This is a genomic window from Pseudomonas sp. Sample_20 (genome assembly GCF_004307585.1).
Classification (GTDB): domain Bacteria; phylum Pseudomonadota; class Gammaproteobacteria; order Pseudomonadales; family Pseudomonadaceae; genus Aquipseudomonas; species Aquipseudomonas atacamensis.
This window is the reverse complement of sequence record NZ_RCOA01000094.1, coordinates 87,902-111,196: the sequence shown is the minus strand read 5'-3', so window position 1 is coordinate 111,196 and position 23,295 is coordinate 87,902. Positions and strand designations below refer to the sequence as shown.

General features: G+C 60.6%; 11 protein-coding genes. 4 read left to right on the top strand and 7 right to left on the bottom strand.

Features of this window, described 5'->3' with window-relative positions:
* Positions 1-9 precede the first annotated feature (9 nt).
* Positions 10-960, bottom strand: coding sequence for an agmatinase (gene speB, locus D8U70_RS20225; protein ID WP_003222717.1), 951 nt, complete (start codon positions 958-960; stop codon positions 10-12).
* A gap of 293 nt (positions 961-1,253) precedes the next feature.
* On the opposite strand from speB, the gene D8U70_RS20215 reads away from it, so the two are divergent.
* Positions 1,254-2,147, top strand: a complete 894-nt coding sequence (locus D8U70_RS20215; protein ID WP_007956593.1) for a LysR family transcriptional regulator — start codon at positions 1,254-1,256, stop codon at positions 2,145-2,147.
* A gap of 6 nt (positions 2,148-2,153) precedes the next feature.
* Positions 2,154-2,750, top strand: coding sequence for a DTW domain-containing protein (locus D8U70_RS20210; protein WP_130929594.1), 597 nt, complete (start codon positions 2,154-2,156; stop codon positions 2,748-2,750).
* 34 nt (positions 2,751-2,784) lie between these two features.
* Here the strand turns inward: D8U70_RS20210 and D8U70_RS20205 are convergent, their stop codons facing one another.
* From D8U70_RS20205 to D8U70_RS20195, 3 genes are all read right to left on the bottom strand, one after another.
* On the bottom strand, positions 2,785-4,146 hold the full coding sequence (locus D8U70_RS20205; RefSeq protein ID WP_130929593.1) for an HlyD family type I secretion periplasmic adaptor subunit: 1,362 nt from the start codon (positions 4,144-4,146) through the stop codon (positions 2,785-2,787).
* A gap of 10 nt (positions 4,147-4,156) precedes the next feature.
* Positions 4,157-6,316: a type I secretion system permease/ATPase gene (locus tag D8U70_RS20200; RefSeq protein WP_073472856.1), complete on the bottom strand. Its 2,160-nt coding sequence runs from the start codon at positions 6,314-6,316 to the stop codon at positions 4,157-4,159.
* Between the two features lie 161 nt (positions 6,317-6,477).
* Positions 6,478-7,836: a TolC family outer membrane protein gene (locus D8U70_RS20195; protein WP_016771146.1), complete on the bottom strand. Its 1,359-nt coding sequence runs from the start codon at positions 7,834-7,836 to the stop codon at positions 6,478-6,480.
* A gap of 532 nt (positions 7,837-8,368) precedes the next feature.
* Between D8U70_RS20195 and D8U70_RS20190 the strand changes: the two genes are divergently transcribed.
* The gene (locus D8U70_RS20190; RefSeq protein ID WP_130929592.1) at positions 8,369-16,216 is read left to right on the top strand and encodes a retention module-containing protein; all 7,848 of its coding nucleotides are present in this window, start codon (positions 8,369-8,371) and stop codon (positions 16,214-16,216) included.
* A gap of 292 nt (positions 16,217-16,508) precedes the next feature.
* Here D8U70_RS20190 and D8U70_RS20185 read toward each other — a convergent pair whose 3' ends face one another.
* From D8U70_RS20185 to D8U70_RS20175, 3 genes are all read right to left on the bottom strand, one after another.
* Complete coding sequence (locus tag D8U70_RS20185; RefSeq protein ID WP_177433984.1) at positions 16,509-19,517, bottom strand: Ig-like domain-containing protein; 3,009 nt, start codon at positions 19,515-19,517, stop codon at positions 16,509-16,511.
* 149 nt (positions 19,518-19,666) lie between these two features.
* Positions 19,667-20,062 carry a YbaN family protein gene (locus D8U70_RS20180; RefSeq protein WP_016771144.1) on the bottom strand — a complete coding sequence of 132 codons (396 nt, stop codon included), beginning with the start codon at positions 20,060-20,062 and terminating at the stop codon, positions 19,667-19,669.
* A 10-nt stretch (positions 20,063-20,072) separates the two neighbouring features.
* Complete coding sequence (locus D8U70_RS20175) at positions 20,073-20,660, bottom strand: YecA family protein (RefSeq protein ID WP_071171393.1); 588 nt, start codon at positions 20,658-20,660, stop codon at positions 20,073-20,075.
* Between the two features lie 406 nt (positions 20,661-21,066).
* Between D8U70_RS20175 and recQ the strand changes: the two genes are divergently transcribed.
* Positions 21,067-23,196: a DNA helicase RecQ gene (recQ, locus tag D8U70_RS20170; RefSeq protein ID WP_130929590.1), complete on the top strand. Its 2,130-nt coding sequence runs from the start codon at positions 21,067-21,069 to the stop codon at positions 23,194-23,196.
* Positions 23,197-23,295 lie beyond the last annotated feature (99 nt).

The following is a 23,295-nucleotide window of genomic DNA, read 5'->3' as shown; positions in this document are numbered from 1 at the left end:
ACCCGACCCTCAGCGATGAACCACGCCAGGCAGTACGCAGAGCATTTCGTATAGCAGGTTGGCGGCCAGCAGCGAGGTGTTGCCGGTGGTGTCGTAAGCGGGCGAGACTTCTACCAGATCGCAGCCGATCAGGTCGAGGCCTTGGCAGCCACGGACGATTTCAATCGCTTGAATGGTGGTCAGGCCGCCGATTTCCGGGGTGCCGGTGCCGGGCGCCCAGGCCGGGTCGATGCCGTCGATGTCGAAACTCAGGTACACCGGACCGCCACCGACTTTCTCGCGTACTTCCGCCATCAACGGCGCCAGCGACTTGTGCCAGCACTCTTCGGCCTGCACCACGCGAAAGCCCTGATCGCGGCTCCAGTTGAAGTCGTCGGCGGTGTAACCCTGGGCACGCAAACCGATCTGCACCACGCGGTCGCAATCGAGCAGACCTTCTTCGACGGCACGACGGAATGTGGTGCCGTGGGCGATCTTCTCGCCGAACATGTGATCGTTGACGTCAGCGTGGGCATCGATGTGCACCAGGCCTACCTTGCCGTGCTTTTTATGGATTGCGCGCAGGATCGGCAGGGTGATGGTGTGGTCGCCACCCAGGGTCATCGGGATGACGTTGTGCTCGAGGATGTTGTCGTAGGCTTCTTCGATGATGCGCACGGCGTCGAGCAGGTTGAAGGTGTTGATCGCCACGTCACCGATGTCGGCCACCGACAGCGAGTCGAACGGCGCGGCGCCGGTGGCCATGTTGTACGGGCGGATCATCACCGATTCGGTGCGGATATCGCGCGGCCCGAAGCGGGTGCCGGGGCGCAGCGAAGTGCCGATGTCCAGCGGCACGCCCACAAAGGCAGCGTCGAGGCCGGCAGCGGTCGGTACATGGGGAAGTCGGAGCATGGTGGCGATGCCGCCGAAGCGCGGCATTTCATTGCCGCCCAGTGGTTGGTGAAGAATCTTGTCCACGGGTAGGGCCTCATCGTCTTTGTTTTATTTATGCCGGCGCGCCGTGGAGAACAGGTTCGGACGCCGCTGTGGGGCCGATCATGCGAAATGTAGTGACGGGGAAGAATCGCTACGGGCAAAAACTTAGTTCAGATTTTTCTAAACTAATGCCAGACTTCCACACCTGATCGTTCCCATGCTCTGCGTGGGAATGCATCCACGGACGCTCCGCGTCCAGCCGTACTCGCAAGTGACGCAGAGCGTCACGGGCTGCATTCCCACGCAGAGCGTGGGAACGATCCTTGGGAGCAGAAATGGCCAACGCTTTACCCGACCTGAAACTGTTGCGCATCTTCGTCAGCGTCGTGCGTCATCAGGGTTTTGCCAATGCGCAGCAGGAACTCAACCTGTCGACCTCGGCGATCAGCACCTACATGAGCCAGCTCGAAGCCGCGCTCGGACTGGTGCTGTGCCATCGCGGGCGCGGTGGCTTCAGCCTGACCAGCAAGGGCGAGCTGTTCCATCAGGAAACCCTGCGCCTGCTCGCCGAGCTTGAAGGCTTCGAGCAATACGCCGCCGCGCTCAAGGGCGAACTGCGCGGCACGCTCAATCTCGGGGTGATCGATTCCACGGTCAGCGACAAGGCCCTGCCGTTTGCTGAAGCCATCGGCGCCTACAGTCAGGAACACCCGGCGGTGCATTTGCACCTGTCGGTGATGAGTCCATATGAGTTGCAACTCGGCGTGCAGGACAATCGCCTTGACCTGGCCATCGGTGCGTTTTCCACGCGCATGAGCGGTCTGGTCTACATGCCGCTGTACCGCGAGCAGCACTGGTTGTATTGCAGCAGTCGTCACCCGCTGTTCAACGAGCGGCGCATCCCCGAGCAGGTCATCACCCAGCAACGGATGGTCGGGCGCGGTTACTGGAGTCAGGCGGAACTGGCCCGGCACGGTTTCAAACACAGCGCCGCGACCGTGGAAAGCATGGAAGCGCAGCTGATTCTGGTGCTCTCCGGCGCCTACATCGGTTATCTGCCGGAGCACTACGCGCAGGCCTGGGCCGACAAGGGCGATCTGCGTGTATTACTGCCGGCGACCTTCGGTTATCAGGCACCGTTTTCGATGATCATGCGCAGGGGCCGCAGCCGTGAGCCGCTGATCCAGACCTTCCGCGATTTGCTCAAAGCGCAATTGAATCAGGCGTAACCCACCATGTCCCGAGCCCAATGCCCGCGCTGCCTGCGCCCCCAGACCCATTGCCTGTGCCCATTGATTCCGCACCTCGATAGCCGCACCCGGGTGTTGCTGCTGCAGCATCCGAGCGAGGTCAGTCACGCGCTCAATACCGCGCGTCTGGCGGCACTGGGGCTGAGCAATGCCGAGCTGATTGTCGGTGAGGTATTCGAGGATTTGCCGAAACTGTTGAACCGGCCGGGCTATCAGGCGCGCTTGTTGTTCCCGGCTGAGGATGCGCAGCCGTTGCAGGCTTACGCGCCAAATGATCAGCCAATGTTGCTGGTCGTCCCGGACGGCACCTGGCGCAAGGCACGCAAGATGCTGCACCTCAATCCGCTGCTGGCGGTGCTACCACGGGTGACCCTGACCGAGGGCGGCGTGTCGCGCTATCGCTTGCGCAAGGCACCGGGGCCGGGGGCGTTATCGACGATCGAGGCGATCGTTCAGGCACTGGAAACCCTCGAAGCGCCGACGACTTTTGCGCCGTTGCTCAAGCCGTTTGAAGCGCTGATCGAAGGGCAGATTGCGGCGATGGGGGAGGAGGTCTTCCAGCGTAACCATGGCGACAGATGATCGTTCCCACGCGGAGCGTGGGAACGATCATTGGCTAACGCTCACGCATCGCCTCGGTCCGCGCTTTCAGCACCGGTTTGAGCAGGTAATCCAAAACGCTTTTCTCGCCGGTAATGATGTCCACTGTCGCCACCATCCCCGGGATGATCAGCAGCGGTTTCACGTCGCCGCCCAGGTGATTCTTGTCGGTGCGCACCTGAATCAGATAGAAGCTGTTGCCCTTGTCATCGGTAATCGTATCGGCGCCGATCAGCTCGAGCTTGGCGCTCAGCCCGCCGTAAATCGTGTAGTCGTAGGCACTGAACTTGACCATGGCTTTCTGGCCCGGATGCAGGAACGCGACGTCTTGCGGGCGGACCTTGGCTTCGATCAGCAGGTTGTCTTCCAGCGGCACGATTTCAACCATGTCGCTGCCCGGCTGGACCACGCCGCCGATGGTGTTGACCTTCATCTGCTTGATCACGCCACGCACCGGCGAAGTCACCGTGGTACGGCTGACGCGGTCGTCGATGGCGATGCTCGAAGCGGTGATTTTCGACAGGTCGGTGCGTTTCTCATTCAGCTCTTTGGCGGCCTCGGAGCGGAAGGTCTGCTCGGATTCGTCGATCTTGCTGCGGATCTCGGCGATGGCCGATTCGGCCCGGGGAATCGCCAGCGTGGTGGCGTTCAGCGAACCACGGATCTCCACGGCGCTGCGCCTGAGCCTGAGGATTTCCACTGGTGACACGGCGCCGGTTTTCACCAGCGGTTCCGACATGTTCATCTCTTGCTGCAACAACGCGAGGCTGGAGCTGAACTGGCCTTGCTTGGAACGAAACTCCGCCAGTTCCTGGGTTTTCTGCCGCAGTTGTTCACTGAGGGTGCGCTGTTCACTGGCCAAGCGGCGTTGGCGTTGCTCGTACAGCGAGCGCTCGTCCTCGGCGACTTGCGGCGCCTTGGCGATGACTTCAGCGGAGAGTTTGAAGGGGCGTCCCTCGGCCTCCGCTGACAGCCGTTCAACCTGTGCGGTCAGCGCGTAACGGTCGGCCTCGCTCTCGCCCTTGTTCGAGCGAAAGCGCGTGTCATCCAGACGCAGCAGGGTGTCGCCCTTGCCGACCATCTGGCCTTCGCGAACGAAAATCTCGGTGACGATGCCGCCCTCAAGGTTCTGGATTACCTGAACCTTGCTCGACGGAATCGCCTTGCCTTCGCCCATGGTGACTTCTTCGAGCACGGCAAATTTGGCCCAGACCAGAGCGGCGATCAGCAGCGCTGCCGCCAGCCACACGGTGATCCGCGATTTGCGCGGCGAATCCTGCAATGCTGCGCCAGCGGTTTCCGGCATGAACTCGGCTTCGGCGCTTTTGCCGAAACTGTCGAAGTAGCCGCGCTTGTTGCTATTGGAGGAAGCAGGCATGGCGTAACTCCTAGACCGCCGCCGAGCCGACACGGCCCTTGCGCAGTGCATCGATGACCGCTTCTTTCGGGCCGTCAGCGACGACCCGGCCGTTATCCAGTACCAGCAACCGGTCCACCAGGCTCAGCATCGAGGTGCGGTGGGTGACCAGCAGCAGGGTTTTGCCTTGCACCCAGCCATGCAGTTTCTGCCGCAGTGCATCTTCGCTGCTGTTGTCCATGGCGCTGGTGGGTTCGTCGAGCAGCATGATCGGCGGATCAAGCAGTAACGCCCGCGCCAGCAACACCGCCTGGCGTTGGCCGCCGGATAGCAGTTGTCCGCGTTCGCCCACCGGTCGGTCGAAGCCTTGCGGGTGTTGTCGGGCCAGTTCGGTGACGCCAGTCAGTTCGGCGACTTCGAGCATGCGTGAATCGCTGATGTAACGCGCGCCCAGGGTCAGGTTGTCGCGCAGGCTGCCAGCCAGCAGCGGCAGGTCGTGGGCGACATAACCGATCTGCTGACGCAGGTCAGCCACGTCCAGTTGGCGCAGGTCGAGGCCGTCGAGCAGCAGTTGGCCTTCCTCCGCTTCATAAAAGCCCATGACCAGCCGCGCCAACGTGCTTTTGCCCGAGCCGCTGCGGCCTATGATGCCGACCCGCTCGCCGGCTTTCAGGCTGAAGCTGACTTCGCTCAGCGCCGGTGCGTTCTGGCCGTTGTAGTGAAACGTCACGCCGCTGACGTCGAGGGCGCCTTGCAGCTGCGTGCGTTCCAGTGGTCGTTGTTTGCCGTCGCGCTCCTGCGGCAGCGCCATCAGTGCGTCGGTGCTTTTCATGGTCAGTTGCGCTTGCTGGTAGCGGGTGATCAGCCCGGCGATCTGGCCGAGCGGGGCGAGTACGCGGCTGCCGAGCATGTAAGTGGCGACCAGCGCGCCGACGCTGAGGTTGCCGGCGATGATGCTGTAGACCCCGGCCACAATCGTCGCCATCCCGGAAAACTGCTGTATGAACAGCGTGCCGTTGGTGGCCAGCGCCGACAGGTTGCGCGCATGGCTGTCGAGGCGGGTGAGGGCGCCGTGGGTGCTTTCCCATTTGTGCTGACGCTCGCTTTCGGCGCCGCAGGCCTTGAGGGTTTCCAGACCGCCGAGGGTTTCGATCAGCACCGCCTGACGCTCGGCGCCGAGGCTCAGGCTTTTCTGCACGGTGTCACGCAGGCGCACCTGAATCGCCATGGCGAAGATGATGGTGATCGGAAACGCCAGCAGTGGAATCACCACCAGCCAGCCGCCGAGCAGGCCGATCACTACCAGCATCAACACCACGAAGGGCAAGTCGATCAGGCTGGTCAGGGTCACGGCAGTGAGAAATTCACGCAGGCCCTGGAAGTCGTGAATGCTCTGGGCAAAGCCGCCAATGGTCGCCGGCCGCGCTTTCATCGACATGCCGGTGATGCGCTCGAACAACGTCGCCGAGAGGATCACGTCGGTTTTCTTGCCGGCGGTGTCGAGCAGGTGCGCACGCACCACGCGCAGCACCAGTTCAAAACCGGTGCCGATCAGCAAACCGATCGACAGCACCCACAGCGTCGAGGTCGCCTGATTGGGCACCACGCGATCGTAGGTCTGCATGACGAACAGCGGCACCATCAGGCCGAGCAGGTTGATCAGAAAACTGGCGAGAATCGCATCGCTGTACAGCCATTTCGACAGTTTGAGAGTGTCGCGAAACCACGCGTTTACCCGTGGCACCAGCGGCGCGCGGAGGTCTTCGAGTTCGTGGCGCGGACGGGCGAATAAGGCCTGGCCGCTGTAGTGTTCGCTGAGTTCTTCGCGGCTGACCCATTGCTCGCCGCCGTCGGCTTCGCTGGGCAGCAGCAGGGCTTTGCCATCCTCGCCGAAGCGCCGCAGCACGGCAGTGCGGCCGTCGTTGAGCAGCAACAGAATCGGCAGGTTCAGCGGTGAAATGTCTTTCAGGTCACGGCGCAACAGCCGCGCCTGCAATCCGGCCCGCGCGGCTGCACGGGGCAGCAGATCGAGGCTCAGGCGTTGTTTGTTCAGAGGCAGCCCGGCACTCAGGCTGGCACGACTGACAGTGGCGCCATGCAGTTTGCAGAGGATCAGCAGACCGTCGAGTAACGGATCGTCGAAGCTCAGGCGCGGATCGACCCCGGTGGCGCCGGGTTCCATGCTGGTCATAGTGATTGCCTCTGTTGAACGGGCTCGGTTATCGGATCGTTCCCACGCTCTGCGTGGGAATGCAGCCCGTGACGCTCCGCGTCACTGGACGCGGAGCGTCCCTTGAGGCATTCCCACGCAGAGCGTGGGAACGATCAGGGCAAAGTCAGTTCCTGCACCGTTTACTTCAGTTCCGGCAGGCGCGCCTGGTTTTTTACTTCGGTCGTGGCAATCGCATCAGCCGGCAGCACCACGCGTTGTTTGCTCAGCAACTGGCCCATGTTCGCCAGCACGCGGTACATCGAGTATTCCTCGGTGTAGCGGATTTCGGTGTAGCGACGGTTGGCGTTGTACAGCTCGTTTTCGCTGTCGAGCAGGTCGAGCAAGGTGCGTTGGCCGAGGCCGAACTGGTCCTGATAAGCGGCGCGCACGCGTTTGGTGGTTTCGGCATATTCGCGAGCGGTCGGCGTCTGCTTCTTGGCGTTTTCCATGGCGTTCCAGGCCAGACGAATGTTCTCGTTGAGCTGACGCAGGGCGTTGTTGCGGATGTCCATCGCCTGGTTGATGTCGTGGGCATTCGCGGCCAGGCGTGCCTTGTCGCTGCCGCCACGGAACAGGTTGTAGTTCATCACCACACCGACACGCCATTCGTTGTCGTGGCCTTCATCACCCTGCACGTTGTTGTTTGCGCCGACTGCTGCTTCGGCATCGAAGCGCGGGTAGAACGGCGACTTGGCGACTTCGTACTGGCTCTCGGCGGACTGCACGTCAGCCTGGGCCGATTTCAGGTACGGGTTGTTGTCGACCATGCTCTGCTGCGCTTCACGCAGGTCCGGCGGCATCTCACCGCGAGTCGAGGCCGGGGTTTCCAGCTCATCGGGCATGCGTCCGACCACGCTGTAGAAATTCGATTCGGCGTCGGCCAGATCGACTTCGGCGGTGTCGAGGTTGTTCTGCGCCAGTGCACGACGGGCAACCGATTGATCGGAGTCGGCGGTGCTGCCGATGCCGCGCTCGGTGCGCAGGCCGATCTGATCGTTGACACGCAAGTGCGCCTGCAGGTTGTTCTTGGCCAGCGTCACCAGTTCACGCCGCTTGAGCACTTCGAGGTAGACCTCGATGGTGCGCAGGGCCAGATCCTGTGCGGTGCCTTGCGCGTAGTAGGCGCGCGAATTGGACACGCCCTTGGTGCGCTCGACCTCGTTGGCGGTGTTGAAGCCGTCGAAGATCATCTGCCGCAAGCGCAGCTCCGACTGGGTGTAGTTGAGGATTTCGGTATTGTGATTACCGAAGGCGCGGGTGTTGGTGTTGTCGCTGTAGCCGCGCCCGTAGGCAGCGTTCAGATCGACCGACGGATAAAACCCGCCCTTGGCCACTTTCACCTGTTCATCCGCTGACAAGCGGGCGTCCACGCGCGAAGCCAGCTCCGGGTGGGTGGCGATGGTGCTCTGAATCGCCTCGGTGAGGTTCATCGCCTGGGCTTGGGAAGTGCAAGCCATGGCCAGCAAAACCGCGCTGCAGAGGGGGGTTAAAACGCGCATGGGTGCATCTCCCTGGATCTCAATGTTGTGTTACCGTCGCCAAATATTTGACGTAAATTTAGGGTGTAAGCGTTTCACTCTTGTAACAACAGAGCTAAGAACATCCTAGAGCGTAGCTAAGAAAAAATTTTCATAAGGTTTATTCCAAAAAAAACTTATGCGGTTTTTCAAAAGCAGCACATTGTTCAGCTCGAAAGCCTTTGTTTTATGCGCTTTATGGAGCTCGAAAAGGCTTGAGGAAAGTTCCATTCACTTTGCGAGACACTGCGAAGTACTGCTGAAGGGGAGGGACGCGTAACGGCGAATGGGCGACAGATTTTTGTCACTCGGGTGATTCACCACCGTTACGTAGCGCTAGTGGGTCGATGGATTGAACAGGGTTGGCAAGTGCTTGATAGCGCTGACAATTCGTTTCAATCCGGGCCTGCGAAACGAACTGTCGAGGGTGCGAGCGTCGCCCCCGGCAACCCGATTGAGCCATGGGCTGCTTCGCGAACCAGTGCCGACGGTGGTCGGCAGCGGAGGATTTCACATGGCAGCGCTCATTGGTACGGTCACAAAAGTCATTGGTCAGGTGTTCGCCCAGGCGAGCGACGGCATCAAGCGTCCGCTGTTCGAAGGCGATCGTTTGTACGCTGGCGATCAACTGATCACCGGCGCGGAAGGCGCGGTGGCAGTGAAACTGCAAAACGGCGAGGAATTGACCCTCGGCCGGGGCAGCAGCATCACCATGACCGGGCAATTGCTGGCCGACCAGGCTGTCCCGGTGAACGTCGACGAAGCGCAGACCCCGAGCCAGGCGCAACTGACCGATGTCGAGCAGATCCAGCAAGCCATCGCCGCCGGTGAAGACCCGAGCAGAACCGCCGAAGCCACTGCCGCCGGCCCCAACGCGCCCACCGGCAATACCGGTGAACTGGGCGGCGGGCACAGCTTCGTTCTGCTCACCGAAGTCGGCGGCCGAGTCGATCCGATCATCGGTTTCCCCACCGCCGGCTTCAATGGCATTCCCGAATTTCCCGAGTATCGTCGCGACGCGGACATCGACAATGGCGACGACACGCCAGCGCCGGTCGTGGTGCCACCGCCACCGGTGAACAATCCGGTCATCCTCAACGGCCTCAATGGGGCGGATGGCGAACTCAACCTCAATGAAGCCAATCTGCCTGACGGTACAGCGGCCAATCCAGACGCGTTGACGCAAAGTGGCAGCTTCACGGTCTCGGCAGCGGATGGTTTGAACAGCCTGAGCATCGGCGGCATCAACGTGATTGTTGGCGGCGTGCCGATCGGCTTTCCCCAGTCGATCACCACGCAACTGGGCAACACCCTGACCATCACCGGTTACAACGCGGCCACTGGCACGGTCAGCTACAGCTACACCCTCAACGGTAACGAAACCCACGCGGCCGGCGACGGCGTGAACAATCTCAGCGAACAGTTCACCGTGATCGCCACCGACAGCAATGGCGACAGCGCCACCGGCACCCTCGACGTGAACATCACCGACGACGTGCCCAAAGCGTTTGACGACGCCAACGGCATTGCCTCGGAAACCTTGCTGACCCTGACCGGCAACGTCCTCACCAACGACATCCAAGGCGCCGACCGCGTACCCACCGGACCGGTCACGCCGGGCACTTTCACCGGTACTTACGGCACCTTGGTTCTGAACGCCGACGGCACCTACACCTACACCCTGAATACCAGCGATGCCGATTTCAAAGCCTTGACCGGCGGCGGCAACGGCACAGAGACCTTCGCCTACACCATCACTGATTCCGACGGCGACTCCAGCACTGCCAATCTGGTTCTGCAGATTCACAACAACGACGATCCAGTAATCATCGATGGCCTGAACGTCGCTGGCGGCGAGCTCACGGTTTACGAAAAAAACCTCAGCGACGGCAGCGCCCCGGACACTGGCGCACTGACGCAAAACGGCACGTTCACCATCACCGCGCTGGACGGCGTCACCACGCTGACAGTCGGCGGCATCGCCGTGGTGACCAATGGCGTCGCCGCAGGCTTCCCGCAATCGATCACCACACCACTGGGCAGCACGCTGACGATTACCGGTTTCAACGCTGCAACCGGCGTAGTCAGTTACAGCTACACCCTGGCCGACAACGAAGCGCATCCGGACGCCAACGGCGCCAATAATCTGCCCGAGCAATTCGCCGTCACGGTAGTCGATGACAACGGCACCACCGCCACCGGCACCCTCGACGTGAACATCACCGACGACGTGCCCAAAGCGTTTGACGACGCCAACGGCATTGCCTCGGAAACCTTGCTGACCCTGACCGGCAACGTCCTCACCAACGACATCCAAGGCGCCGACCGCGTACCCACCGGACCGGTCACGCCGGGCACTTTCACCGGTACTTACGGCACCTTGGTTCTGAACGCCGACGGCACCTACACCTACACCCTGAATACCAGCGATGCCGATTTCAAAGCCTTGACCGGCGGCGGCAACGGCACAGAGACCTTCGCCTACACCATCACTGATTCCGACGGCGACTCCAGCACTGCCAATCTGGTTCTGCAGATTCACAACAACGACGATCCAGTAATCATCGATGGCCTGAACGTCGCTGGCGGCGAGCTCACGGTTTACGAAAAAAACCTCAGCGACGGCAGCGCCCCGGACACTGGCGCGCTGACGCAAAACGGCACGTTCACCATCACCGCACTGGACGGCGTCACCACGCTGACCGTTGGCGGCATCGCCGTAGTGACCAACGGCGTCGCCGCAGGCTTCCCGCAATCGATCACCACGCCACTGGGCAGCACGCTGACCATCACCGGTTTCAACGCTGCAACCGGCGTGGTCAGTTACAGCTACACCCTGGCTGACAATGAAGCGCATCCGAACGCCAACGGCGCGAATAATCTGCCTGAGCAGTTCGCAGTCACGGTGGTCGACGACAACGGCACGACGGCCACCGGCACCCTCGACGTCAACATCGTCGACGACCTGCCGAAAGCCAACGATGACAGCAATGGCACTGCCTCAGAAAGCCAACTGACGCTGACTGGCAATGTCCTCACCAACGACATACAAGGCGCCGATCGCGTACCGACCGGCCCAGTCACGCCGGGTACTTTCACCGGTACTTACGGCACGTTGATGCTGAACGCCGACGGCACCTACACCTACACGCTGAACACCAGCGACGCCGACTTCAAAGCCTTGACCGGCGGCGGTAACGGCACAGAGACCTTCGCCTACACCATCACTGACGCCGACGGCGATACCAGCACTGCCAACCTCGTTCTGCAGATTCACAACAACGACGATCCGGTGCTGCTCAATGGCCTCGACGTCAACGGCGGCGAACTTACCGTCTACGAAAAAAACCTCAGCGACGGCACCAGCCCCAACACCCCGGCGCTGACCCAGAACGGCACTTTCACCGTCAGCGCTCTCGATGGTCTGCAGACCCTCACAGTCGGCGGCATCGCGGTGATCACCAATGGCGTGGCCGCAGGCTTCCCGCAATCGATCACCACGCCAATGGGCAGCACGCTGACGATTACTGGTTTCGACGCTGCAACCGGCGTGGTCAGCTACAGCTACACCCTGGCCGACAACGAAGCCCATCCAACCGCCAACGGCGCCAACAGCCTCACCGAGAACTTCGACGTCGTCGCGACGGACACCGATGGCAGCACCGCCAGCGGCCAGATCAACGTCAACATCGTTGATGATTTGCCGACCGCGCATGCGGACGCGGCTTCGGTGGCCGAGGGTGGCACCGTCAGCGGCAACGTACTCAACAACGATGTCGGCGGCGCGGATGGCCCGGCGATTACCGGCGCAGTGGTCGGCGTGCGCGCCGGTGCTGACACCTCGACTTCGGCCATCGGCGGGCTCAATTCGCAGATCAACGGCACCTACGGCTACCTCACGCTTGATGCCAACGGCAACGCCGTTTATCACAGCAATCCGAACACGGTGAACGGCCCGGGCGCGGTGGATGTGTTCACCTACACCGTGCGCGATGCCGACGGTGACGAAAGCACCACGACGATCACCATCGATGTCTACAACAGCTGCCTGAAAGCGGTCAGCGACACTGACGTCACCGTCTACGAAAAAGCCCTCGACCTGAACCAGGATGGCCAGGATCTGGCAGCGGGCAGTGTGGTCGGCAGCGATCCGAACAGCACTGGCGAAACCGCTTCCGGCACCCTGGTCGGCTCGGTCACCGGTGCGGTCGGCGCGATCAGTTATGCACTGGTCGGCAGCGCCACCGGCAATTACGGGCAGATCGTCCTCAATGCCAATGGCACTTACACCTACACCCTGACTTCGCCAGCGACCACTACGCCGCACGCTGACGACGGCGCCAACAGCCTGAGCGAAACCTTCACCTATCAGGCCACCGATTCTCTCGGCAACGTCGTCACCAGCACAATCGTCGTGAGCATCGTCGATGACGTGCCGAAAGCGCTGAATGACAGCAACGCGACCAACGCGACCGAAGACCAGTTGACCCTGACCGGCAACGTCCTCGACAACGATGTGCAGGGCGCCGACCGCGTCGCCAGCGGCCCGGTAACCGCCGGTACTTTCACTGGCACTTACGGCACCCTGGTGCTCAACGCCAACGGCACTTACACCTACACGCTGGACGCCAATGACGCCGACTTCAAAAACCTCCACGGCGGCGGCAACGGCACGGAAACCTTCGCCTACACCATCACCGACGCGGACGGCGACACCAGCACCGCCAACCTGGTGCTGAACATCCATAACAACGACGACCCGGTGTGCCTCGACGGCCTCGATGTGAAGGGCGGCGAAATCACCGTCTACGAGAAAAACCTCAGCGACGGCAGCAGCCCCAACACCTCGGCGCTGACCCAAAGCGGCAGCTTCACCGTCACTGCGCTTGATGGCCTGCAAACCCTGACGGTCGGCGGCATTGCGGTGATCAGCAATGGCGTCGCCGCCGGTTTGCCGCAATCGGTGGTCTCGCCATTGGGCAGTACGTTCACCATCACCGGTTACGACCCGGCCACCGGACTGGTCAGCTACAGCTACACGCTGGTCGACAACGAAGCCCATCCGAACGCCAACGGCGCCAACAGCCTCAGTGAGAGCTTCGACGTGCTCGCCACTGATACCGATGGCAGTACCGCCAGCGGTCAGATCAACGTCAACATCGTCGACGATCTGCCGACTGCCAACGCCGATACCGGCTCGGTGGCGGAGGGCGGCACGGTCAATGTCAGTGTGCTCGGCAATGACCTCAGCGGTGCCGACGGCGCCGCCACGGTGGTTGGCGTGCGCGCCGGCAGCAACACCGCGACGTCAGCCAGCGGCGGGCTCAACAGCAACATCAACGGCAACTACGGCTACCTGACCCTCGACGCGGCGGGCAACGCGGTTTACCACAGCAACCCGAACTCGGTGAGCCCGCCGGGCTCGACCGACACGTTCACCTACACCATCCGTGACAGCGATGGCGACGAAAGCACCACAACGCTGACCATCAACGTGGCCGACAGCAAACTGGTCGCCTCGGTGGATCAGGATGTGACGGTCTACGAAAAAGCCCTCGACCTGAGCAAGGATGGCCAGGATCTCGCCCCCGGCACAGTCACCGGCAGCGAACCGGGCAACACCGGCGAAACCGCCAGCGGCACGCTGGTCGGTTCGGTCAGTGGCGGCAGCGGCGCGATCACTTACACCCTGGTCGGCAACGCCACCGGCAGCTACGGGCAACTTCAGCTCAACGCTGACGGCACCTACACCTACACGCTGACCTCGGCACCAAAAACCGCGCCGAACGCCAACGACGGGCCGAACACCCTCAGCGAAACGTTCACCTACAAAGCCACCGATGCGCTGGGCAACAGCACCACCAGCACGCTTGTGGTGAACATCGTCGACGATGTGCCGAAAGCCGTTGCCTCGGATCGCTCGGTTACCGCAGTGGAGATCGATTCCAACATCCTCATCGTCCTCGACATCTCCGGCAGCATGGCCGATCCCTCTGGCGTGCCGGGCCTGTCGCGGCTGGCACTGGCCAAGCAGGCCATTGGCGCCTTGCTCGACAAGTACGATGATCTGGGCGATGTGAAAGTGCAGTTGGTGACGTTCAGCAGCAATGCCGCCGACCGCACCACGGTGTGGGTCGATGTCGCTACTGCCAAGACATTGCTCGCCGGCCTCAACGCCGGCGGCGGCACCAACTACGATGCCGCCGTGGCGGTGATGCAGACCGCGTTCGACACCTCCGGCAAACTCACCGGGGCACAGAACGTCGGCTACTTCTTCTCCGACGGCAAGCCTAACGAGGGCGACATCGGCACGGCTGACGAAGCCGCGCTGAAAAACTTCCTCGACGCCAACAACATCAAGAACTATGCAATCGGTCTGGGCAGTGGCGTGAGCAACGCCAACCTCGATCCGCTGGCCTACGACGGCATCAACCACACCAATACCAATGCGGTGGTGGTCACCGATCTCAACCAGCTCAACTCGGTGCTGTCCGGCACCGTGCAGGGCGCGCCGGTCACCGGTTCGCTGCTGGGCGAGGGCGGCTCGTTCGGTGCCGATGGCGGTTTCATCAAGTCGATCGTGGTCGACGGCACCACCTACACCTACGATCCGAAAGCCCTCAGTGGCCAGGGTTCGTTGACCGCGAGCGGCGGCGTCAACCACGGCACTTTCAATACCGCCAACAACACCGTCAGTATCGCCACCAACAACAGCGGCACGCTGGTGGTCAACCTCGATACCGGCGAATACAGCTACACCTCGCAGAAAACCACCGCCGTGGTCATCACCGAAAACATCGGCTTCACCGTCAGCGACAACGACGGCGATCTGGCCAGCTCCACCCTGACGGTGAAAGTGATCCCCAACGCGCCGCCAGTGGCGATGGACGATCACGTCATCACCAACGTGCTCTCGGGCAACATCGTGGTGCCGGGTGAGCTGCTGCTGGCCAATGACAGCGATCCGAACGGCGACACCCTCAACGCCACGCCAACCAGCTTCAACATCGGTTGGGTTTCGAAAGCGGCGGACTTCACCGGTACCGGCCTGATCGGTTTCACTGGGCAGAACAATAATGCGGCCAACCAGAACCTGGCCAACGTGCGCAGCGCCTTCAGCGCCAATGCCGCGACCATGACCGCCGTGCTGGTGGTCAGCGGTTATCTGGGCATGGTGAGCAACAGCAATGCCAACGATGAAGACCGCATTACCGTCAATCTGCGTCAGGGCGAAACCCTCAATCTGGATCACAATCTGGGTGCCGGTAAGATCAGCATGGAGTATTCGCTCAACGGCGGTGCCTGGATGGCGCTGGCGGACGGCCAGACCCTCAGCGCCTCGGCGGACGGCGTCTACCAGATCCACATCACCAACATTGGTAATGGTGGCGGCAACCCGAACGCCGCGGAAAACTACCAACTGACCATGACCCTCAATTATGCGGGGGCCCACGACATCACGCCGGACTACCACGGCACCTACACCGCCAACGACAACCACGGCGGCAGCGACACGGCCAACGTCAGCATCAGCTATCAGGACGGCCACACCCTCACCGGCACTGCTGGCGACGATGTGTTGGTAGCGGGCAGCGGCAACAATGTGATCAACGCCGGCGAAGGCAACGACGTGCTCAGCGCAGGCTCCGGCAACAACGAAATGCACGGCGACGGCGGCAACGACTTGCTCTACAGCGGTGCCGGCAATGACCTGCTCGACGGCGGCACTGGCAGCGACACCGCCAGCTACGCCCACGCCACGGCCGCCGTCACCGTCAATCTCGGCCTGCTCGGTGCGCAGAACACCCTCGGCGCCGGCACTGACACCTTGACCGGTATCGAAAACCTGATCGGCTCGAACTTCAACGACAGCCTCACCGGCGACGGCAACAACAACGTGATCAACGGCGGCCTCGGCAACGACTTCCTCAATGGTGGTGCTGGCGATGACTTGCTGATCGGTGGCATGGGCAACAATACGCTGACAGGCGGGGCAGGGGCTGACACCTTCCAATGGCTCAAGGGCAACAGCGGTCACGACCTGATCACCGACTTCACCCCCGGTACCGACAAGCTCGACCTGTCGCAACTGCTGCAAGGCGAAAACACCAGTACCGCGTCGCTGGACGACTATCTGCACTTCACCGTCAGCGGCAGCGGCGCCTCGGTGATGACCAGCATCGACGTCAGCGCCATGGCCGGCGGCACGCCGAACCAGACCATCGACCTCGCCGGCGTCAACCTCGCCAGCCATTACGGCGTGACACCGGGGGCGGGCGGCATGGTGGCTGGGGGGCATGACACGGCGACGATCATCAACGGGATGCTTAATGATCATTCGTTGAAGGTGGATACGGTGTAAGCGCCGTCTGAAACAAAAAAACCGCCGTCCAGCTCATAGGGACGGCGGTTTTTTTCTGCCTGATGGTACTGCGTTGCTCACACGTCAGTCTTCGCGAGCAGGCTCGCTCCCACGGTGGAATGCACTTCAATGTGGGAGCGAGCCTGCTCGCAAAGGGGCCAGAGATGGCACCGGACAATCAGCCGGTGTTTGACACAAGCTCACGCCGACAGCCCCAATTATCCAGAATCCGATTCACCGCCAACTTCCCGAGCATGATCTGCTGCTCAGCAGCAATGGCACGGCACAGTTGTCAATAAGGTCTGAGGCACCATGCCCAATATCCGATGCTCAAGTCGTTACGGCAGAGATATCCGCCGCCTCGCCAAACGTAGTAACCCCCCTGATTGTGCCCACATGCAGCGCCGGTGCACATCCATGTTATCCAGCCAGAAGCTAGCGGCCAGTTATGGTCTTTGCCATAGACAGCGTACATGCTATTAAAATAATTGTTTAAAGGAACTGAACCATAAACACTGTTCATCCAATTTACTGCCTGGTAATGGTTCATTGCATACCCAGACACGGACAGCTGGTAGATATTCCGAACATCAACGTTGTATGAAAATGAGCTGAATCGGTCTTGCACCGTGATGTAGGTATTGCCGTTACGCATACCGGTGACTTTCCCGTTGCCGTCAACATGGGCCACGTTCGAATTACTGCTTCTGTAAGTGATCGGGGGAACGCCGGTAGACGGGACAGCAGCACGGATTTGAGTGTTACCTGGAAAGTCCGCACTGTGGGGCCATGCATAAACTCTCGGTCCATGCAGGGCCATGGCGCTATTGTTGACTTGCAGCGCTTTGCGTAGCGTGAACGAACGCAAAGGAGAGAGCAGACCTTCACCATAGAGCGCCCGAATCTGCACGATTGTCAGTACATCGACAACGAGCCCCTTCAGTAGCACTGAGAATTTGCCGTCCTTGTCTGTGGTCAACGTCTCCACCGACTCGCCATTCACCAGAACTTCAACCTGCTGTTCTACGCTCGCAGTTCCCTCGACCGTGACATTCGGATCAACCGTCAGGTCGCTATGCGGAATCTCCCTGTTCTGCGAGTCCTTAATCAGTGTGATGACCGGCTGCAGCTCAACCAGAGATTCGATCTGATAGGTCTGGTGGGGAAATTCCACTGGATTGCCGCGCAACCCCAGGCGCACGGAAAATATCAATGTCGCCGTACTGCCGCTTTTGAGATTTCTCAACACTTCCAGCGTCGGCGTTGACAGTTCCCGTATCAGCCCGGCGCTGGTGACGCTCGCCTCCGCGTTGATGATGACGTGGCGGACAGGGTTGTTTGTGCTGTCGATGCCGATCAGCACCAGCGTCATGCTCTGGCCCGGCCGTTGTCCGTGCCAGAGGTTGACCGCCAATTTGTCTGCGCTGGTCAGTTTTTTTACGTCCAGTATTGCGTTATCAATGCCGATGATTCGCGGTCGCGGAAACCTGGGATCCTGATCAGCGATCAGTTTGAAAGAAATCTCTGTTTCCGGAGATGATCCGATTTTCTTGCCGTCCTGATTCAGGTTGAATTTGAATCGCACGGTTTCACCGTGAAGCGCCACAATGAGGCGCCTGTCGAACGGAAAGCGGGCTTGTTTGGCCGAATCCAGATCTACCAGCGGGAAGCGATCAAATCCCAGAGGCAGTGGTGTGCATACCAGACGGACTTTTTCGGTCGTGGCATCGAGATACTCCACGAGCATGCCCGGCAGCGCTGCCAAGGGATCAAGCGGATTAGTGAAAGGTGATACCAGTGAAGGCGGCGTGAGGACAAGCTCCTTGGGATCGCCGATCTTCAACTGCGCGATATCGGAAAAGACTTCACTTTCGCCGGGATTGGTGATGGTGGCCTGCACGGCCAGTCTCGCGCTGGCGTAGGGCTTGATGTACTCGTTCTCGGCCTCGAAAACGATGGGCTTTGAAGGATCGGTTACCAGCTGTCCCCAAGTGAACTGTACCAACTTGCCATTGATGTCTGTGGTCTGCCAGTGCAGCTTGACCTCTGCCCCTTGTTTCAAGGGCCAGAAGCTGGCGACATTTATTAGTGCTTTGGCAGTATCGACCGCCAGTTCGCCTTCCACCAGTGGGGTGACCTCCGGCGCTCCCAGTGGCAACGATTTACCCGCAACGGTTACGTCAGCAGGTTTGGAGAGCTTGGGCTGACCTGCTCTGGTCAGGATATAGGTTGCCCGTAAACTTCCACCTATCACATTTTGAATGCGGAAATTTTCCACGGGAAAGTTCAGTGTCTTGCTGGCGACGGTCACCGTTAAAGAATAGGTATGAGTGACTGGCACGTTGTTTCGGGTGAATCCTTCCAGTGTCAGGTCGATCACATCGTTGATCGCAAAACTGCCCGTCAGGAGAATGTTCGTCGGGCCGCCTGCAAGCCAGTCATGGTGTAGAACGTCGTCGCCATCGGACTGCTCGAAAATCGGCGCGGCCAACAAAGTTATTCCGGGCTTGAACGGCAGAATGAGCGGTTCCGAAAAACCACTGGAGTTCTCGACAACGTCATAGACGCTCCAGCGCACCACCAGATTGCTGGTTTGTTGCAATTTGCCAAGTAAGTCAGACGTCAGCTTGAAAACGATGTCGGCCGAGGCGTCAGTCACGACGAAGTCCAGCCGAAGCGAACCAAATGTCAGCACGACCGTATCACCGATCTGCTGATTGAAGTAATGCTTGACCGTGACATCCATGCCTGCGTCGATGACGTTCTGATCGACGATGCTTTCCGATGCGAGCGGCAGCTTGAGGCCCTGATTGAGGGACTTTCCACCATCAGTGTCCGCCTCGCCGGGTGCGGGGTATTTGAACCAGAGCTGTGCGTGTGGCGATTCCGATGGGTTGCCGCTCGGTCTTGTGACTATCATCCAGCAATCCAGCCTGACGTCTGTAAACGGCAGGAATTTCTCCTCGAGGATTTCAGCTGAAATGTAAAAAAGTACGGTTTTAGGAATCTTTCCATCGGCCTCAAAATCCTCCTCCGTAAGGATGAAATCAATCACGGACAAAGGGTTAGTGACATCGGGTTTATCGATGAAGACTTTGATATGGTCACCAATGCCTTGAGACAGATACTCCGGGAGACGGAAGCCCAATCCGTTAATGTTCTGAGCAGCCATGGCGATGTTGATACCGTAGCTCTTGTCAGTTTGCAGCTTGTGCAGGAGTGGTTGCGGCGGATAGAGGGCCAGCACACCGATACCGGAACGCGGCGCAGGAGGGAATATCAGGTATTGTGAGCTGTTCATGAATTTTCGCCTTCCACACGGGGCGCTTACCTGGGCTGTCAGCGCCGATACGGAAGAATTAAGCATGCGACGTTAAAGCGTGCACCTGTCAACTCTGACAGGTGCGGACGGATATCGGATGAACGGTTGTGCTGCCGACGGTGGGGCGATCAGCGTTTTTTCAAGGTCTTCTGCCGCAAAATATAAACCGTCACCAGCACCGCACTGGTCAGCATGAACCCACGCGCCCAAACCAGCGGCACCAGATAACATGAGAACAGGATGCTCACCCACATCAGCCCGATCGCGTAGACCTTGCCTTTGAGCGGGATGCCGTTGCCCTCGAGGTAGTCGCGGATCCATGGCCCGAGGCGTGGGTGTTCGACCAGCCAGCGATAGAAGCGCGGAGAGCTGCGCGCGAAGCAGGCCGCGGCGAGCAGGAGGAAGGGGGTGGTGGGCAGGACCGGCAGGAAGATGCCGATCACCCCCAATGCGACGCTCAGCCAGCCGATGGCCAGCAGGACGTAGCGCAACATCAGGGGGCGGTTGCCTATGGGGTTGTCCATAGGCCGGTTCTTAGTGATGACGAGGCTTGAGGATCGCCGGTTTTTCGTCGGGGGCCTGGCACAGCAGGTACAGCGCGGTCAGGGCTTCCGGGATCTGAACGATCATGTCGTCCATCAGGTTGGCGTCCTTGGCGATGTCTTCGAATTCAGGCTGCTCGTCGAACAGGCCGGAACCGACCATGATCGGCAGGAGCATTTCGCTGACTTCTTCTTCGGCGGTTTCGAACCAGGCCGCTTCGCACAGGAACACGCCTTCCATGAAACCGATGCACCAGCCGCGCAGTTCGGAGTCGTCCGGCTCTTCGCCCAGATCCAGTTCGCACGGCAATTCGAATTCTTCATCCGAGGCCAGTTGGCGAGCGATGTGCGCCTTGAGGCCGATCAGCGTGGCTTCGATTTCGGCACGCTGGGCTTCGTCGGTGTAATGCGGCTCTTCGGCGAACAGCGCGTCGATCCACTCGCGCTCCGGAACGTCTTCGGAGCAGATCGACAGCGCGGTCAGGTAACCGTGGGCGGCGACGTAATCCAGCGCCTCGTCGTGCAGCTCGTCGGCGTCGAGGAAGACTTGCAGGCGGGTCAGTTGCTCAGCGAAGGACATTACGGGGCTACCTTGGGGAATAAACAATGCGGGAATTCTAGGCCTTCTTGCGCGCTCTAGCCAGCCGCTTGGCAGATTTGCCCGAATTACCGGCCTTACTGGAAAGATGAATAACCCTGTGGGAGCGAGCCTGCTCGCGAAGGCGGTGGATCAGGCACTTTTACATCGACTGACAGGCCGCTTTCGCGAGCAGGCTCGCTCCCACAGGGTTTTGTATGTGGCAGGTTTATCAGGTGTCTTCTCAGCGGCACCCTCTGCGGCGAAGGCCTCGGGTATACTGCCGCGTTTTGCGATCCCTGCCGGCGCTGCGCTGGTCATGCAATGTGTTCTTACGTTTTGTTTAAGCAGCCGAAGCTGCTCTGAACCAGCCTGAGCAGGGATGTATCGGTAGATTTTTGGAGTTTTTATGCTCGAACAGGCTCAACGCGTCCTCAAGGACATCTTCGGCTACGACAGTTTCCGTGGCCGTCAGGGTGCGATCATTGAGCGCGTGGCCAGCGGCGGTGATGCGCTGGTGCTGATGCCTACCGGTGGCGGCAAGTCGTTGTGCTTCCAGGTGCCGGCGCTGTTGCGTGAAGGTCTGGCGGTGGTCGTGTCGCCGTTGATCGCGCTGATGGACGATCAGGTCGCCACCCTCGAAGAACTGGGCGTGGCCGCCGCTGCGCTGAACTCCACGCTGAGTGCCGAGCAGCAGCGCGATCTCGCTCTGCGGATCAAACGCGGTGAAGTGAAAATGCTCTATCTGGCGCCCGAGCGCTTGGTGCAGCCGCGCATGCTGGCATTCCTGCAAAGCCTGGAAATCGCCTTGTTCGCCATCGACGAAGCGCATTGCGTATCGCAATGGGGCCACGATTTCCGCCGCGAATACCTGCAACTGGGTCAATTGGCTGAGCTGTTCCCCAACGTTCCGCGCATTGCCCTCACCGCGACCGCCGACAAGCGCACCCGCGAAGAAATTGTCGATCGCCTGCACCTGCAGAACGCCGAGCGCTTCCTGTCGAGCTTCGACCGCCCAAACATCTTCTATCGCATCGTGCCCAAGGAGCAGCCGCGCAAACAGTTGCTGGCGTTCCTCGCCGAACGGCGCAGCGATGCCGGCATCGTTTATTGCCTGTCGCGCAAGAAGGTCGAAGAAGTTGCGGCGTTCCTCAGCGAGCAGGGCTTCCCGGCGCTGCCGTATCACGCCGGTCTGCCCAATGATCTGCGCGCCTATCACCAGAAGCGCTTCCTCAACGAGGAAGGCCTGATCATGGTCGCCACCGTGGCGTTCGGCATGGGCATCGACAAGCCCAACGTGCGCTTTGTCGCGCACCTCGATCTGCCGAAATCCCTTGAGGCGTATTACCAGGAAACCGGGCGCGGCGGCCGTGACGGGCTGCCGGCGGATGCGTGGATGGCTTACGGTCTGCAAGACGTGGTGATGCTCAAGCAGATGCTGCAGAACTCTGAAGGCGACGAGCGGCACAAGCGTCTGGAGCAGCACAAGCTCGACGCCATGCTCTCGCTGTGCGAAGAAACCCGCTGCCGCCGGCAGGCGTTGCTGGCCTATTTCGATGAGGACATGCCTGAGCCGTGCGGGCATTGCGACAACTGTGTCGACGGCGTGCAGACCTGGGACGCCACCGAGCCTGCACGTCAGGCCTTGTCGGCGATTTTCCGCACCGGCCAGCGCTATGGCGTCGGTCATCTGGTCGACGTGTTGCTGGGCAAGGACAACGAAAAGGTGCGCAGCTTTGGCCATCAGCACCTGTCGGTGTTCGGCGTTGGCAAGGCGTTGAGCGAGAGCGAGTGGCGCTCGCTGTTTCGCCAATTGGTGGCACGTGGGTTGGCCGATGTCGACCACGAGGGTTATGGCGGTCTGCGTCTTAATGACAGTTGCCGGCCGCTGCTCAAAGGCGAAGTGACGCTGGAACTGCGCCGCGACCTGAAACCGCAAGTCACCGCCAAAACCGGCAGCAAGAGCCAGGCCAGCCAACTGGTGCGCGGCGAGGAGCGCGAACAGTGGGAAGCCTTGCGCGCACTGCGGCGCAAATTGGCCGAAGAACACGGCGTGCCGCCATATGTCATCTTCCCTGACTCGACGCTATTGGAAATGCTCCGCAGCCAACCGACCTCGCTGGCGGAAATGGCCCGAGTCAGCGGCGTCGGCGCGCGCAAGCTGGAACGCTATGGCGAAGCCTTCCTCGAAGTGCTCGGCGGCGAGGCGGAGGCGCCGAAGGTGGTCGCCGATGTCCGTCACGAGCTGATCACCCTGGCCCGCGCCGGCATGACCCCGCTGCAGATCGCCGGGCAGTTGCAATGCTCGGAGAAGAACGTCTACGCAATGCTCGCCGAAGCCATCGGCAAGCAGCAATTGTCGCTGGAGCAGGCGCTGGATTTGCCAGAAGAGCTGATGGGCGAAGTGCAGGACGCGTTCCTCGACGGGGAGGGCGAGTTGCCGTCCGTCGCTGAAGTGGTTGAGCTGTTTGCCGGGCGAGTACCGGAAGGCGTGCTGTATTGCGTGCGTGCGGCTTTGCAGTCTGAATTCGAGATGTGAAACGACGTATGCGCCAAGCCCCGTACAGTTGTAACGATTCAGTACAGAGCGACTCTTGCCTATAACTGCCGCCCATGCTTAGCTGACTAATAATTAGAT

What these genes read in the sequence shown, in the direction of transcription:
- D8U70_RS20215 (WP_007956593.1), top strand. Translation starts at nt 1,254, where the DNA reads ATGGCCAACGCTTTACCCGACCTGAAACTGTTGCGCATCTTCGTCAGC.
- D8U70_RS20210 (WP_130929594.1), top strand. Translation starts at nt 2,154, where the DNA reads ATGTCCCGAGCCCAATGCCCGCGCTGCCTGCGCCCCCAGACCCATTGC.
- D8U70_RS20205 (WP_130929593.1), bottom strand. Translation starts at nt 4,146, where the DNA reads ATGCCTGCTTCCTCCAATAGCAACAAGCGCGGCTACTTCGACAGTTTC.
- D8U70_RS20200 (WP_073472856.1), bottom strand. Translation starts at nt 6,316, where the DNA reads ATGACCAGCATGGAACCCGGCGCCACCGGGGTCGATCCGCGCCTGAGC.
- D8U70_RS20195 (WP_016771146.1), bottom strand. Translation starts at nt 7,836, where the DNA reads ATGCGCGTTTTAACCCCCCTCTGCAGCGCGGTTTTGCTGGCCATGGCT.
- D8U70_RS20190 (WP_130929592.1), top strand. Translation starts at nt 8,369, where the DNA reads ATGGCAGCGCTCATTGGTACGGTCACAAAAGTCATTGGTCAGGTGTTC.
- D8U70_RS20185 (WP_177433984.1), bottom strand. Translation starts at nt 19,517, where the DNA reads ATGAACAGCTCACAATACCTGATATTCCCTCCTGCGCCGCGTTCCGGT.
- D8U70_RS20180 (WP_016771144.1), bottom strand. Translation starts at nt 20,062, where the DNA reads ATGGACAACCCCATAGGCAACCGCCCCCTGATGTTGCGCTACGTCCTG.
- D8U70_RS20175 (WP_071171393.1), bottom strand. Translation starts at nt 20,660, where the DNA reads ATGTCCTTCGCTGAGCAACTGACCCGCCTGCAAGTCTTCCTCGACGCC.
- recQ (WP_130929590.1), top strand. Translation starts at nt 21,067, where the DNA reads ATGCTCGAACAGGCTCAACGCGTCCTCAAGGACATCTTCGGCTACGAC.